We start from the raw sequence: 15,546 nt of genomic DNA on the forward strand, positions 1-15,546 counted from the left end.
GCTAAACGTCGCGCATTTGAAAATGAGAACCATTTTCATAATCATGATTAAGGCGAAGCGCAGGTGGCGGTCCCAGGTGGGCGTGGCCCTGCTGTCTTCCATCTGTTTCGGTGGCCTGGCTCACGCGGGCACAGCGCAGGCGGAGGCTCCGGCGGTCACGCCCCCGGCGCCCGAAGCAGCTCCGGCGGAGCCCGTCATCGAGTTGCCGAAGCTGATCCACGCCGTGGAAGCGCCCTACCCTGAAGAGGCGGAGCGCGCCCGGCTGGAGGCGAGCGTCCGCCTGCGTCTGCGCGTGGACACGCAGGGCGTGGTGACGCAGGCGGAGGTGATGGAGCCCGTGGGCCACGGCTTCGATGAAGCCGCGCGCACCGCCGCGCTCCAGTTCCGCTTCACGCCCGCGAAGCGCAACGGCGTCCCCGCGCCCGCGCGCGTCACGTACACCTACGTCTTCCAGCTGCCCGGCCGCTCCAAGGCCGTGGCGGCCACTCCGCCACCCGCGCTGTCCAGCGAGCCCAAGGCCGCGGCGTCCCAGGACGAGGCCCCGACCGAGTACCAGGAGGACGTCGAGGTCACCGCCGTGGGCGAGACGCGCGCCGAGCGCCGCCGCAAGTCCGCGGAGGCCGTGCAGGTCATCGAGCTGGAGCAGGCCAGCATGGAGTCCGCCGACCTGGGCACCGCGCTGGCGCGCACGGAGGGCGTGGACGTGCGCCGCACGGGCGGCCTGGGCAGCAGCGCGCGCATCTCCATCGCGGGCCTGTCGGATGATCAGGTGCGCTTCTTCATCGACGGCGTGCCGCTGGAGTTCGCGGGCTACGGCCCGGGCCTGGCGAACGTGCCGGTGAACCTGGTGCAGCAGCTGGAGGTCTACACGGGCGTGGTGCCCATCCGCTTCGGCGCGGACGTGCTGGGCGGCGCCGTGGAGCTCGTCACCGACCAGGACGTGCGCGGCTCGGCCGTGGCGGGCTCCTACGAGCTGGCCTCCTTCAACACCCACCGCTTCACCGCGAGCGGCCGCCACTACCAGGATTCCACCGGCCTGATGGTGCGCGCGCACGCCTTCTACGACGACGCGCGCAACGACTACCCCGTCAACGTGGAGGTGCCCAACGACCTGGGCAAGCCCGTGCCCGTGGAGGTGCGGCGCTTCCACGACGGCTACCGCGCGGGCGGGGCCAGCGTGGAGGCGGGCTTCGTGGACAAGCCCTGGGCCCGGCGCCTGCTCGTGCGCGGCTTCTTCAACGCCGCCGGCCGCGACATCCAGAACGACGTCAACATGGAGGCCGCCTACGGCGAGGTGACCACCGCCGACGGCTCCGCTGGCGCCACGCTGCGCTACTCGCGGAACCATGACCCGGGCGTGAGCGTGGACGCGGTGGGCGGGTACACGTTCCGCCGCAACCGGTTCCTGGACATCGGCTCGTGCGCCTACGACTGGTATGGCCGCTGCTTCCTCACCCTGCCCCAGCCGGGGGAGATCACCGAAGGCGGCACGGAGCGCTACATCAACCAGCACACCGCGTTCGCGCGGTTCAACGCCGCCTGGGCGCCCGTGCCCGGGGGCGCGCACACGCTGCGGCTCGCGGTGTCACCCACCTTCGTGGCGCGGACGGGCGAAGACCGCCGGCTCCAGGCGAACAACCAGCCGGATCCGCTCTCCGCGTCCCGCGGCGTGACGTCGCTGGTGACGGGCCTGGAGTACCAGCTCGATGCCATCGACGGGCGGCTCCAGAACATCGCCTTCGTGAAGGACTACCTCCAGGACGTGCGGGCGCAGAAGCTGCTGGCCAGCGCGGAGTTCCTGGACCAGGGCCGCACCGCGCACGAGCTGGGCTTGGGCGACAGCCTGCGCTTCCGCATCACCCCCGAGCTCAGCGCCAAGGCCTCCTACGAGTGGGCCACGCGGCTGCCGCGCCCGGATGAGCTCTTCGGTGACGGGAACCTCATCGACGCCAACCTGGGGCTCCAGCCGGAGACCAGCCACAACTTCAACCTGGGGCTGGGTTACGCGTCCGAGGAAGGCCGCGCCGGCAGCTTCCGCGCCAACGTGGGCGGCTTCGCCCGGCTGACGGATCAGCTCATCATCCTGATTGGCCAGGGAAGCTCCTTCACGTACCAGAACGTCTACGGGTCCCGCTCGCTGGGCGGAATGGGCTCCGTGGGGTGGACGTCACCGGGCCGCTACCTGAGCCTGGATGGCAACGCCACGTATCAGGATCTGCGCAACACCTCCGGCGAGGGCAACTACGCCGAGTTCAAGGACCAGCGCATCCCCAACCGTCCCTACCTGACCGCCAACGGCAGCGCGCAGGTCCGGGTGTCCGGCCTGCTCAAGTTCCAGGACGAGCTGCTGGTCACCTGGCGCACGCGCTACGTGGACGACTTCCTCCTCTCCTGGGAGGCGCTGGGCAACGACGAGAAGCTGGGCATCGACTCACAGCTCACGCACGCGCTGGCGCTCACCTACGTCATCCGCGACATGACGACCCGGCTGAGCTGGACGCTGGACTTCCAGAACCTCACCAACGCCCAGACCTACGACTTCTACGGGGTCCAGCGCCCCGGGCGCCTCGTCGCCGCCAAGTTCACGCTGGAGCGCTGAACATCGCCTTTCTGCTCTCCGCCGCACCTTCACCCCTACTTGAAAGGGAAGTCCTTTGAAGCCTTCACCCTTCTTCCGCACCTCCGCGCGTCTGCTGCTGGCGCTCTCCCTCGCCTTCACGGCGGCGGCCTGCAACGACGACGAAGACGACAACACCCCGGACTCGGGTACGACGACCGACGCGGGCACGGACACCGACGCGGGCACGCCGCCGCCGATGTACGCTTTCGTCGCGCAGGTCAGCGTCGAGGGCAACGCCACGAGCTACGTCGTCCTGACGGAGACGCTGGATCCGAACACGCCGCTGTCCACCGCCAACGCCACGCAGATCAACGGCCGCGCGCTGGGCTCCGGCATCTCGAAGACGGGCTCCATCTTCGTCTCCAGCAGCGCCGGCGCCACCGTCACCCGCTACAACCTGACGGCCAGCAACACGCTGGAGAAGGCCGGTGAGGTCACCTTCGCGGGCAAGGGCGTCACCTCCATCGGCGAGTACCAGAACCAGTTCCAGTTCGCCTCCGAGACGAAGGCCTACTACTTCGACGGCCGCAACTCGCAGGTCATCATCTGGAACCCGAAGGACATGACGCTGACGAACAGCATCTCGCTGCCGGAGCTGACCATCGCCGGGAGCTCGACGACCTTCGCCTCCAATCCGATCCGCGTGGGCACCAAGGTGCTGATGCCGGTGGGCTGGCGCGCGGGCGCCGCCGTCACCAGGCAGGCGGGCATCATCGTGGTGGACACGGCGAACGACAGCGCGGTGTTGGTGAAGGATGATCGCTGCGGCTACGTGCGCGACGGCATCGTGGGCACGGACGGCAAGGTCTACCTGGCGACGGAGGCGTATGGCGCCGCGGAGAAGCGCGTGTCCGGCACAAACCCCAGCGTGCCCACCCCCTGCCTCCTGAAGTTCGACCCGGTGACGAACACCTATGACAAGGACTTCTTCAAGGAGCTGGGCACGCTGACGAACGGCGGCGCCACGGGTTCGCTGCTCGCGGGCCCCAACGGCACGGGCTACCTGCGCGTGCTGGATGAGACCGCCTACCCGGTCGCGCCGGACACGGTCGCGCGCACCCTGGCGAGCGCCGTGGCCTGGAAGTGGTGGAAGATCGACCCGGCCGCCGGCACCCACGCGACGCTGGTGGACACGCTGCCGGCCAGCACGGGCAGCTCCTTCCTGTACGAGCTGAACGGCCGCACGGTGTTCAGCGAGTTCACCAACAACAGCGGCACCACGAACTACCGCGAGCTGACGGACCTGACCGGCAACCTGGTGGCGACGCACCAGGGCCTGTCGTTCTCCTTCCTTCAGCTGCGCTAGTCGTTCCTGCCGCATCCGGCCCCCGGGATCCGAAGCGCCCGGGGGCCGTTTCACTGCGGGGAACTCAGGTGCACATCAGCCACGAGCACTTGCCGGACTGGCACTCGCGGCCGGAGGAGCACAGGGAGCCCTTGGCGCGCTTGTTCACGCACTTGCCGTCGTTGGTGCCCCAGCCGCAGAACTGGTTCGAGGCGCAGTGCGAATCCGCGGAGCAGGTGCAGACGCCCGGGATGTCGCCGCAGTCGTCCCACGCACTGCACTGGTTGGACTTGCACTCCTGGTCGAAGCGGCACGTCTCCGACACCAGCTTGGTGCTGGGGGCGTAGGCCTTGCCGCAGAGCTTCGGATACGACGCCTCACGGGTGGCCTTGGCGACGTAGGGGTCGACACCGCCGGTGTCGATGTCGTTGGCCGCGTCCGCCATGCCGGTGCGGGTGCCGTTGGCGCGCTCCCACATCCGGATGAAGTTCTCCGAGGAGCCCTCCAGGCCCGTGGTGTTGACGCCCAGCTGCTTCAGGTCCTTCACCACGTCCGGCAGCAGGCCCACGTGGGCCAGGCCGTACACGTCGAAGTCGGTGCCCAGCGGCGGCGGGCCGGAGACGCGCTGCTGCTCTTCCTGTGCGTCCGCCTCCGCGCGGAAGCCCGCGGAGCACGCGCCGAAGTCACCGAAGCGCGGGCGCGTCTGCTGGATGAAGCCGTTCAGGTCCGCGCCGAAGCCCATGTTGACCTTGAGGCCCTGGCGGCCGAACTCGTACGCCTGCGCGAGCGAGCGCGTGGAGCCCTGGCAGTTGTTGGCCACCGGCGTGCGGTTGTAGTTGCGCGTCTCATCGTGCGCGGTGCGCAGGCCGAACATGCCGCCCGTCTGGCGCACGTAGCGGACCACCCACGACGGCGTCGTCTTCTCGTTGGCGGCCAGGTCCGGGTTCATCACCTCGCGGAAGTGGCCGTGGGAGATGTACAGCGGGTAGTACGTCCGGCCCTGGGACAGAGCATAGGCGTCCTGCACGCTCTTCTCGGACATGTGGGCCATGTCGATGAGCATCCCCTTGTTCATCATCTCCTGGACCAGCGCCTTGCCGTCCGCGGTCAGGCCCTTGGTGTTCTTGCAGTTGGCGTCCACGTCGAAGCCCAACGTGAAACCGTTGCCGGTGAGGCCGCAGTCCGTGTCGATGTGACAGTTCTCCAGGAACTGGGCCACCTGGAAGATGGCGTTGTGCGGGGCCGCGCCACCAAAGCGGTTGTCCAGCTGGTGCACGGGCTGCAGCGAGCGCACACCCAGCGAATAGACGCGGTTCAACTCCGCGCGCCAGTCCTTGGTGCCGAAGAGCTTGCTGGACTCGATGGAGAGCACCATCGCGAGCTTGCCCTGCGAGATGATCTGCCGGGCATGCGCGGGCGACAGCGCAATCTCCGCCCAGTCCGTGCGCGCGTCGAAGTCGCGGGCCATCTGGAGCTGGACGTCCACGTCCATCATCTCGTCACAGGGGCGCTTGAGGTTCTGGTACGGCAGCGCCTTGCAGAGGAACTCGTTGCTGACGAGCGACACCATGACCAGGGACATGCCGCCCTGGCGGGCCTTGTTCAGCCAGCCCTCCCACGCCTGCTGGTGCGCGATGGTGTCCCAGCGCGGCCACTGGGTGGGCGTCTCCATGCGGCCCAGGTGCAGGCCGGTGTCGCCCTCGGTGCCCTCCACCTGGCCGATGACCTCCGACGCCACCGCGCCGCCCACGCCGAAGACGTCGGACAGGATGGGGATGCCGCCCAGGTTCACGCTGCCGGAGTTGGGGCAGAGATTGAGCATGTCCCGCAGGTCCATGCGGACGCGCGCGTGGTCGCTCTCCGGCATGCCGCCGTCACAGCTCGCCAGCGTGCCGGTGTGGCTTCCGTGGAACCACCCACCGCCGAACGCCTCCTCGGCGAACATGTGGTGGTGCATCTCCGCGAAGCCGCTCACCGCGAGCGGCTGGGCCACCTCCGCGGGCGCTTCCACGGGAGCGGGCGGCTCGTCGGTGACCGGCCCGCAGGCCAGCGCGAGCGACGTGGCCGCGAGCAGCGGTGAAGACAGAAATCTTGAGACAATTCGGGAGCGACGCGACATGCGATGCACCTTTCCGGGGTGGAGGGGCACCGGGCGTATCAGTACCTGTTCCAGCTAATCAAATCTCACGGCCTAAGCTCGGTGACGCATGACATTGACGCGCTGCGCGGCACGGCGGGTTGTCACCTGCTGGCGCCGTGGCCATGTGTCCTTCATGGCGGCCACCGATACGCTTCCAGACCATCCGTTGCCGGAACTGCTGAAGCGCGTGGGATTCCTGCGGCGGCGGCGGGGGTTCGGCTCGGCCACCCAGTTGCTCTGGAACAGGGTGGAGAGCGACGACTCGCTCCTCGCGCTGTGCCGGATCCGCACGGACCTCACCGACGAGGACCAGGCCATCCTGAAGCAATGCCAGGAGAGGCTGGACACTGCCCGGTGGTGCCTGGACAAGCCCACGGGGCGCTGGTCCTTCTCCTTCTGGGAGCTCATCCATGACGTGGACGGGCTGCTGCTGCTCGTGATGCCGCAGCACATGCTGGTGCCGCGGGCGCTGGAGATCCAGCAGCAGTTCGCGCGCCGGGTCACGGACTCGCGGGCCCTCCTCTGGCTCGGCACGGACAAGGAGATCGGTCCCTTGCCCCAGTGCGTCCGCAGGCTCACCCGGGTGGACGGCCCTGCGAGCGGCGCCAGCACGCCCCCGCTCCTGGACGCGGAGCAGTCCCGCTACTGCCGCAGCGTGCTTCGCGGGGCGCTCGACATGGTCAATCAGCAGGTGGACAAGACGTTCTGGCAGCTCTCCATCAATGTCTTGATCCAGGTCTTGAGCACGCTGCTGCTGCTGGCGGTCTTCGGCGCCTCGTTCGTGATCCTGTCGCGGACGCTCGTCACGGACTGGCCGCGGAGTCTGGTGCCCTGGGGGCTGCTACTGGTGGGCTTCGCTGGGGCCTCCGGGGCCATCGCCTCCAACATGATGGCGAAGGAGCGCTTCGTCGTCGCCACGGGGGCGACAAGCCGCTTCTTCGCCTACCACCTGCTGGTGAAGCCCGTCATCGGCGCGTTCGCGGCGCTGGTGCTCCTCTTCCTGGAGCAATCCAGCATGCTGCTGTCCGTGGAGACGCGAGACGGGCCAGCGGGAGCCGTCGATGGTTCCGGCATCCTCCACATCGTCGTGAGCGACGGTCAGGCGGCGTTCTTCACGATGATGGCGCTGGCGGTCGTCGCGGGCTGGTCCGCGGACAAGCTCCTGAGCTCCGTCATGGACAAGGTGCTGCGCCGGCTCCTCGGTCAGTCGGAGAAGGTGCTGCCTCCGTCCAGCCCCGCGGGCGCTCCGCCGCCTCCCCCGCTGGCGCCGGCGGCGCGGTGATGCTCAAGCCGGGGCCTCATGGCGACTCACGGCCCTCCGGGTGAAGTGGGCCAATGCGTCCAGCAGCTCGTCCGCCATGTGCAGGGCGCCGGGCCTCCACGGCACGGTGAAGCGCGCGTCCATGCTCGTCTGGCGGATGTTGGACAGCCACTCGTGCACCTCCCGCTCGGAATAGCCCGCGCTGCGCGCCGCCTCGTGCAGCAGGGAATACTCGCGCAGCAGGAAGGTGGAGAACGTGACCGGGTCGTCCGCGCCCAGGGCGATGGGGACGGGCGGCGGCGCGCCCTCCTCGGCGGACGGAGGATTGAGCCGGAGGATGGGGTGGTTGCGCAGGTCCAGCAGGTTGCCGATGAGCAGGTTGCTGGACGGATTCACCTCCACCACGGTCCCTCGCGCCCCCACGAGCCGGCGCATCGCGGCCTGCACCGACCGGAGCGTGGCGACCTCCGAGGCATCCAGCGGGATGTCCACCAGCTGCTGGCCTCGCTGGAACACGCGCTCGTCCTCCCGGTAGGCCACGAGGACGCGCCGGACGTGCGCGCCGTTGAGCACCCGGCTCCAGTTGAGCCGGCGGAAGGCCCGGCTGAAGGCATCCAGTCCCACGCCTCCCTCGTCGCGCGCCAGCGGCGGACACCAGAGGTTGTGCAGCACGTGGTGCGCTTCGGCCAGCACGTGCGGCGCGACGCACCTGCCGAAGACGGCCTCGGACAGCTCGCGCAGGAGGTTATCCACCCGCAGCGGCCGTCCGGGTGGGGCCTCCGCGGACAGCGCGGGGGGCAGCCGGTAGTCGCTGTACAGCCGCCACTCGAAGACCAGGTCCCACAGCCGGTCCTCGGCCGGCATCATCACCGCGCCCACGGACTCAGCCCACGCCCCGGGCTCCACACCCAGCGCGGTGGCGTGGCCCAGCCGTCCTCCCGTGCGGTCCAGGAGGTAGTGCACGCTTTCGAAGATTCGGCGCAGGCCCTCCATGAGGTGCCGGTAGTCCTCGCCCACGTGCGACGTCAGCCGGAGCGGCGGAGCGCGCCGCGACTCCCGCTTCGCCGCGGCGCGCGCGGCCCCCCACCGGATGTAGCGGTACAGCGGCGCCAGCACCCACGTGGGCACGCTCAGCTCGTCCGACGCCACGTCCAATCCCCGCACCAGCCAGAGCGACAGCGGCACCGCCCGCAGCAGGTCCACCAGGGCCTCCACCTGCACGGATTGCGCGGCGAAGTAGTCCGAATAGCGCCCGCCCAACTGCACCCGCCGCTCGGGCACCGGCTCCGCGTATGTGCCCATGCCGTGGGCGGGCGGCTGCCCCTGCGCCCAGTGGTGGCTCGGGTCCCGGTCCTTGATGAGGTGCATCACCACGCCGAACTCCGGCGACCGCCCATCCGCGACGCGCTCTCCCGTCCGGCTCAGCACGCCCCGCCATGATTGGGTGAGGGACGTCAGCTCCTCCGCGATGCGGATGGGGTCGTCCGAGGGGCTCGTGCGCACCTCCAGCGCGGCGATGGGTTGGTCCCCGCCCGCCACCGCGTAGGACACCTCCGCGCGCACGGCGCTCAAGGGCCCCTTCATGGCGCGTGGACGGCCATAGAAGCGGATGAACCACTGGAGCCCCGCGGTCAGGGGCCGCTGCACGTAGGCGCGGTAGCTGACGCACCGCACGCGCTGGACCTGCCAGAAGAGGCGCTCGAAGTGCACGTCCTGGATGCCCGCGTGCTCCAGGGCCGCCAGGTGCTTCAGGCCCGAGCGCACCAGCCAGCGCTCGCCTCCATTGGGCGTGCTCAGCCGCAGCCGGAGCGCGAGCGGATCACACCGCCGCCACACCTCGTCGAGCGTGGCGGGGGGGTCGTTCACGTTGTAGGCCGCCAGCGGATGCAGATCCTCATAGAGGCCACGCAGCTCATCCAGGGCGGGAAGGACTTCCCGCCGGCCCCGCGAGAGCGCCTCCAACGTCCGCGCGAGCACGCGCCGCCGCTGGGGCAGCCAGGCCCGGGACTCCGAGAGACCGCGCACGAAGTCCAGGAGCGGAGGCGTCTCACGGCGCAGCAGGACCTCCGCCAGGACACAGCGGGTCACCGCGGCCGCCAGCAGCCAGCGCAGCATCCGCTCCCCGTCCTCGAAGGGCAGCCCCGGCCCCGTCAGCGAGCTCGGGTCCAGGCTCGGAGCGCCCACGGCGGACAGCAGCGAAGCCCACAGCAGCGGGAAGTCCATGCCCGCGCCGACGTGGTGGTGGACCTCCGCCACGCCGCGATCCAGCAGGTGCCGCACCAGCAGGGGCGGTTCGATGTCCACGCGCGTGGGAGGCGGCTCCACCGGCACGGCCCCCAGCAGCAGGTCCTCCGGCATCGCGAAGGTGAGCCAGCGGTAGTGCGTCAGCGCCTCCACCGCCTCCGCGCCCGTGCCCTGGAAGATGACCGTGACGCCGGGCCGCCGCTCCAGGTGCGTGTCCGCCAGGTTCCGCAGGTAGTGGAACATGGACACACCCTGGCGTGGGGCCTGCCGGTGGCTGACGTGTCCTCGCGAGGGGAACCAGAACGCGTCGCGCACGGCGATGATCCGATCCAGCGACCAGCCGCTGGCGTGCTCCGACAGGCCCTTCTCGCACTCGCGCCAGAGCGCCCAGGTGGGTTCGCCGTCTTCCGAGTCCAGTGACGGCACCAGCTCCGTCACCGCCGAGCGGAAGGCCTGGAGGCTCGTCAGCGGAAAGCTGGCGACCTCCGCGCGCACGTACGCCTCCGGGACGCGGCGTGGGGCCAGACTGCCGGGAGGTGGGCGCGAGCCGTCGCGGTTCACGGGTGCTCTTCGAGGTGGGAGACGTCCAGGCCCTGCGTCATGCCCGGTACCACCTCCGCCAGCGGATCCCCCTCGTGGTCCACCACGGTGAACCATGCGTTCACCACGGTATTGCTCCAGTTTTGATACGCGGCCGACGCGGGCCCGCCGAGCGCGCGCCGGATCGACTCGGCCGTGCTGGAGTGGTGCACGGCTTCGTGCACCCGCTGCCACCGGAAGGCCGTCAGCCGGGGCGCCTGGGTGCGCCAGGCCTTCACCAGGGCATCCCAGCTGGGATGCCCATCCGTGACTCCAGGCGACGGGTGCAGCAGGTCCCGCGCATCGGAGGCAAGCGCGAACTCCGGCAGCACCAGGAGGGGGAGCGTGTTGCGCAGCCAGACCTGCGCCGTCCACTCCCGGTCATACACGGCGCTGCTCTGCTGGCCCTGGGAGACGAGTTGCTCCACCCGGTGGCGCACCCGCGTTTCATAGCGCTGGAGCGCGGCCAGCCCCACTCCCGGCGTCAGCACGGACGAGACGCCGTCGTCTTCATCTCCCCAGTCCCACCGGCCCAACTCCCTGCCGGCCACGGAGCAGATGTTCTCCACCCACGCCGCCTGGATGAGACGGGCGCGCAGGGTGGCGTCGTGGGTGTCGGTGAAGAACTCATGGGAGAGCCGCACGAGGAACGCGCGCCACTGAGCGGTGAGGACGGCGAACTCGATGAAGGTGTTCCACGAAGGGGGCGTCCACCAGAAATCCACCAGGACGAACGGCCTCCCGCGTGCGCGCTCCGCCCAGAGCTCGTGCACGGTCACGACCATCTCCGGGCTCATTTCGAAGGGCGTCACGTTCGCGCTCAGCACGCGGGGCCGCTCGAACAGCATCAGCACGTCATGCAAGATCATGAACCAGCCCGCGACGTTCGCGGGCAGCGGCGCTTCGCGGCCCGCTCCCGCCAGGTCCTTCAGCACCAGCACCACCTCATGGAAGCGGCGCAGGTGGACCTCCGTGCTCAGCATCCGGGAGTGCACACCCGCTCCGTTCCCCCCCGGGGAGCGGGGGTTCCCCCGCAGGACGCCATGGAGGCTGGTGCGCTTGAAGCGGCGGACGGGCTTGCCGGTCAGGTCCAGGCGGACGCGTCCCTGGTCGTCATGCCGGAGGATGCGGTGGAGCAGCTGCTCGCTCGCCCAGGCCGGCAGGTCGCTCTCGTCGATGGCGTTGCGGAGCATCTCCGTGGCGATCCGGACCGCGGACTCCCCAGTCTCCCGAGGGCTGGAGCCAGGGGTGGACGGACTGACTCCAAGGACTTCACGATGGACCGCATGCCAGAGATCCTGCAGGGTCCGCGCCGGTAGCCTGAGGGCGGTCCTGGCGGTGTAGGTGAGGATCGGCTCGTCCTCGGGCACGCTGGCTTCGCGGGCCTGCTGGTCGTCATCGGCGACAAGGGCGTCCCGGTAGCATTGCGCCACGTTGGCTTGGAGCCGGCCCTTCAGGTCGAAGAGGTCGTCGAAGGAATCCAGCAGCCGCGCCTCGCTCCGCTGACTCCAAGGCAGCGCGATTTTCCGCAGCAGCAGGCCCAGTGACTCCTCCTCCCTTCCGTCCACGGTGAAGCGCCAGGCCTCGTAGGGGTCCACCGGATTCAGCGAGATGCGGTAGCTGGGCGGCAGCGCCCGGCGCAGCGTGGTGGCGGCCTGCCGCCGGGCGATGGCGAGCGTCTCCTCCTGATCGTTCGCGCCAATGCCGGCCTGTCCGGAGACGATGAACTCCTTCTGGAAGGAGCGCTCCATGAAGCGCTGGAACTCCTGATGGCCCGCGGCCAGCACGAACCAGAGGTGGCGGCTGGCCACCATGCGGGTGAGCTTCACGATGTTGTAGAGGTGCTCGATGCTTCGGTCGACGTTGTCGATGGGCAGCACGAGCAGCACCTGGTCACCACCGGATGGGCCGAAGCGCGGCATGGCCAGGGTGCGCGCCACGTCCTCCATGGCTTCCGCGAAGCGCGGCTGGAAGTCGGCGTAGATCTCCGACGCGCGGATCTGCTGCTCCGCGCGCACGCGGGCATCGGTGGTGGACGGGATGTCCTCCCACATGAACGACGCGTCGCGGATGAGGTGATCCAGCTTCCCCCACGTCTCCTCCGCGCCCTCCTCCAGGATGGAGGAGGACCATCGCGCGGACTCACCGCGCGCGCCCTTCACGTGCCGCTGCTCGTCCAGCGCGGCGCGCACGCGGACCAGCAGCGTGGCCAGCAGGTTGGCCTTGGATGAAACGGGCTCCAGGTCGAGCGGCTCCAGCCAGAGGATGCGCCGCTCCAGCCGTTCGAGCATCCGCGACAGCGCGGCCACCCTGGGGTCGTCACCCCGCTCGCCGACGAAGCTCTTCCTGTCCATCAGGGCCTGCACGGCGCTGAGCAGGAGGGTCGTCTTTCCGGAGCCACGGTCACCGGAGATGAGGAGGCTTGTGGACAGGTGCTCGTTGTCGCGACCCGCGGCCCGAGCGCTGTTCTCGCAAGCGGCCTCCAGCCAGGAGAAGAGCTCCCCCAGGCCCTGACGGGTGGAGGTCAGCAACTGCGCCCACTCGAAGGCCCGGGCCTCCGGAAGGGGGGTGGGCAGGTACTGCGGGCCCGCGTCCGAGGCGCTGTCCGGTGTCGTTGCCATGGCCTCGGAGGATGGACGGGGGACACCGCCGTGCGAATCACCCTGGAGTCAGGCGGGATGTCGCGCGCCCTACTCCGTCGGGTCGAAGCGTTGCGCCAGGACCTCCGCGAGACCGGCGCCGCAATGGCGCTGGGTCTCCCGGAGGAAGCGGCGGATGGAGTGTGCCGAAACAGACCGGGGACCGCCCTCCAGCGCGGAGCCCAGCTCGTCCCGGGTCAGGTGCACGGGAGCCGCATCCGCATCCAGGGTGTCCAACGGAGTGTCGCGTTGCGCGCACCGCAGGTAGGTCTCCGTGACCGCGGCCTCCAGGTCCGAGCCCGAGAAGAAGCGCTGGTTCCTCCGGTTCGCCAGGAACAGCGGAGCCAGGAGGTCGTTCAGCTCGGCATCGCTGGGGACGAAGACCTTCTGTCCGCCGCGTCCCAGCCGCTTCAGGTAGTAGGAGACGATCTCGACCGCCTCCGCGAGGTCCGGAGGCGGAACGGGGACGTAGCGCCCGAAGCGGCCGCTGCGGATGACCGCTTCGTCGAGCGCGCCCAGGAAGTTGGTCGTGCCCACGATGATCCGGCGCAGCCGGCCCGCGCGATCCAGCTGGACGAGGAGCTCGTTCACATCCGCCTTCTCGTCGCTGTGCATCTGCCCGTTGCGCCGCGAACGCGCCACCGCGTCCAGTTCGTCGAGCACGAGCATCCGCTTCTCCTGTTCCACGACCCAGTCGAACTGTTCGCGGATCATCAGGGCTCCCCAGCCAACGTAGGGCCCCCGCAGGTCCGACGGAGAGAGCAGGCGCACCTCCTGTTCGAGCTCTCCCGCGATGGCGCGGGCCAAGAGCGACTTGCCGCATCCCGGAGGCCCGAAGAAGAGGATGCCCGAGGCCCGCGAGACATTGCGCAGCAGCGCGCCCCGGCGCTCCGGCCAGATGATGTCGCGCTGGATGCGCTGCTTGACGGCGGTGTAGCCCGCCACGTCCGCAAGCCCTGGCAGCCGGTCCACGTCCCGTTCCACCGGCTCGATGGTGGACTCACGCCGGGCCTCTTGTGGATCCTTCACCTCCGAGGCGTTCTCCGTCAGCGGCCGCGCTTCGAGCCGCGCGAAGGCCGTCCCCGCCGCGGGGATCAGGACCGCGCCTTCCTCCCCCAGGTGGTGGGCGATGTCCGCCAGGAAGGGGCCCGCCCAGAGCAGGGACTCGCCAGGCACGACGAGCGAGAAGGACTCTCCCGCCTTGCGCCGCGAGAAGATCTTCCGGTGATAGAAGGTCTCCATCGGCCCGCTCCCCATCAGGGTCTCGACCTCGAAGCTCCCCAGGCCCTCCACATGAAGGTCGGTCCGGGTTACCTCCTGCGTGGTGCCGTCGTCGTCCGGGACCTCCTCGCGGCGGTGTTCGAATTCGAGCTCCGCATCGGGATCGCGCAGCCCCACCCACTGCGCCAGGCGCGCCTTCAGTGACAGCGCCGTGGCGCTTTCGTTGCTGCCCTTGAACCGGGAGAACGGAGCGCGCTTGAGCGTTTCGCCCCAGGAGTTCATCGCCTGCGCGGCGCCGTGAGCACAGGCCTCGCGGCTCCACAGCACCAGCTTCAACGGCGACAGCTCCGCCACGCCGTCATCCGTGGCCTTCTCGGGTTTGCCGCCGACCATCAGCAGGAGCCGCGACACGGGCGTTCCCTCGCTGGAGATCGCCGTGGCATCGAACTCGAAGACGGGCCCCGGCCAGGTGGAGAGCAGCCGCTGATGCTCCACGGGAGCGTCCGCATCGCGCCGGAGCGCGACGAGGTTGAGCGTGCGCGGACCGTCCTGCAGCCGGGGCCCCTCCGAGGCCAGGACGGTCGGCCTGAGATGGCCGTGCAGCAGCGTGGGGGGACCGCGGACGACCTCTGGTGCGGGAGGCTCGCCACCGCTCGGCGTGCGGATGAAGCGCTGAGCCGAGCGATACGCCCAGCCCATCACGCCCTCCCAGGTGGCCTGCAACCAGTCCGCGGCGTTGCGGCTGTCGGGCAGGTAGAGCAGCGCGAGGATGGGCTCTGGAGCAGTCAGAGCGCGCAGGAAGGCGACCTCCCGTTCCTGGGACAGGCCCAGGGCGCTGGGCCAGAAGGGCTGGGGCAGCGCGAAGGAAAAAGGCAGGCCCGGATCTGGCGCTTCCTCCTCATCCACCTCGTCGTCGATCGTGGATGGATCCAGCAGGGCGTTCTTCAGCCCCAGGACGAACGGCGCGTAGCGATCCCAGCTGCCGGTCGTCGGTTTGACTTCCAGGCCCGCCCTCTCCAGTTGGCGCACGACGTTGCCCAGCGACGAACGCTGCATCTTGACGTCCGTGGCGTAGCCAAACGCCTTGACCAGCTCCGCGAGCGACGACTGGCCCGCCAGACTCAGCGAGTTGCTGAACTTCGCCTGCCGCTTGCGAGCATCCACCATCCCCACGGCCAGCGGCTCCACGTCGGACCGTGACACGCGTTCCAGCGCGTTGTCCTGCCAGGGCAACCGGACCGTGAGCGTGTTGCCGTTGCGCCGGGTCACGATCCCAATGGGATTGCCCGCCTGCTGCTTGAGGACGACGGTGTCTCCAATCAGGACCTTCATGACGCTCCCCCCACGGGTTGAGAGATGGGCATGCGCGGCGGGCATGCCTTCGAGGAACTGCATCACATCCCGCGAGGCGGGAGACAGGCCATCCCCTAGAAGAGGAAGGGTCTGGGTTGCCTCATCGTCGATTCATGAAATACACGACATACTGCATTGTCATGCTTGGCCGTCATGGCTGGTTTCTGCACGCCGCACCGGGGTGCGTCAGGAGGTGCGAGCAAT

The 15,546-nt window shown here is 69.5% G+C and carries 7 protein-coding genes; 3 read left to right on the forward strand and 4 right to left on the reverse strand.

Annotated elements, in window-relative coordinates; genetic code table 11:
- Window positions 1-43: 43 nt before the first annotated feature.
- Together mxcH and D7Y21_RS01295 are read left to right on the forward strand one after the other, a co-directional pair.
- Window positions 44-2,599: a TonB-dependent siderophore myxochelin receptor MxcH gene (gene mxcH / locus D7Y21_RS01290; RefSeq protein ID WP_233611901.1), complete on the forward strand. Its 2,556-nt coding sequence runs from the start codon at window positions 44-46 to the stop codon at window positions 2,597-2,599.
- A gap of 55 nt (window positions 2,600-2,654) precedes the next feature.
- A complete protein-coding gene (locus D7Y21_RS01295) occupies window positions 2,655-3,926 on the forward strand; it encodes a hypothetical protein (protein WP_120567194.1) in 1,272 nt (423 codons plus the stop codon).
- 64 nt (window positions 3,927-3,990) lie between these two features.
- Here the strand turns inward: D7Y21_RS01295 and D7Y21_RS01300 are convergent, their stop codons facing one another.
- Window positions 3,991-6,024 carry a membrane dipeptidase gene (locus D7Y21_RS01300; RefSeq protein WP_121710722.1) on the reverse strand — a complete coding sequence of 678 codons (2,034 nt, stop codon included), beginning with the start codon at window positions 6,022-6,024 and terminating at the stop codon, window positions 3,991-3,993.
- A gap of 154 nt (window positions 6,025-6,178) precedes the next feature.
- Here D7Y21_RS01300 and D7Y21_RS01305 point away from each other — a divergent pair, with 154 nt between their 5' ends.
- The gene (locus D7Y21_RS01305) at window positions 6,179-7,327 is read left to right on the forward strand and encodes a hypothetical protein (protein WP_147469158.1); all 1,149 of its coding nucleotides are present in this window, start codon (window positions 6,179-6,181) and stop codon (window positions 7,325-7,327) included.
- A 3-nt stretch (window positions 7,328-7,330) separates the two neighbouring features.
- Here D7Y21_RS01305 and D7Y21_RS01310 read toward each other — a convergent pair whose 3' ends face one another.
- From D7Y21_RS01310 to D7Y21_RS01320, 3 genes are all read right to left on the reverse strand, one after another.
- On the reverse strand, window positions 7,331-10,111 hold the full coding sequence (locus D7Y21_RS01310; protein ID WP_158627209.1) for a hypothetical protein: 2,781 nt from the start codon (window positions 10,109-10,111) through the stop codon (window positions 7,331-7,333).
- Entirely contained in the window at window positions 10,108-12,750 is a 2,643-nt protein-coding gene (locus tag D7Y21_RS01315) for an ATP-binding protein (protein ID WP_121710727.1), read from the reverse strand. The genes D7Y21_RS01310 and D7Y21_RS01315 overlap by 4 nt, the downstream gene beginning before the upstream one ends.
- A 69-nt stretch (window positions 12,751-12,819) precedes the next feature.
- On the reverse strand, window positions 12,820-15,321 hold the full coding sequence (locus D7Y21_RS01320; protein ID WP_121710729.1) for an ATP-binding protein: 2,502 nt from the start codon (window positions 15,319-15,321) through the stop codon (window positions 12,820-12,822).
- Window positions 15,322-15,546: the final 225 nt, after the last annotated feature.

Source organism: Corallococcus sp. AB045, from assembly GCF_003668895.1.
Lineage (GTDB): Bacteria > Myxococcota > Myxococcia > Myxococcales > Myxococcaceae > Corallococcus > Corallococcus coralloides.

Bases quoted from the DNA above. Each gene is read 5' to 3' on its own strand.
- D7Y21_RS01315 (WP_121710727.1), bottom strand. From the start codon at position 12,750: ATGGCAACGACACCGGACAGCGCCTCGGACGCGGGCCCGCAGTACCTG.
- D7Y21_RS01320 (WP_121710729.1), bottom strand. From the start codon at position 15,321: ATGAAGGTCCTGATTGGAGACACCGTCGTCCTCAAGCAGCAGGCGGGC.
- D7Y21_RS01300 (WP_121710722.1), bottom strand. From the start codon at position 6,024: ATGTCGCGTCGCTCCCGAATTGTCTCAAGATTTCTGTCTTCACCGCTG.
- D7Y21_RS01305 (WP_147469158.1), top strand. From the start codon at position 6,179: ATGGCGGCCACCGATACGCTTCCAGACCATCCGTTGCCGGAACTGCTG.
- mxcH (WP_233611901.1), top strand. From the start codon at position 44: ATGATTAAGGCGAAGCGCAGGTGGCGGTCCCAGGTGGGCGTGGCCCTG.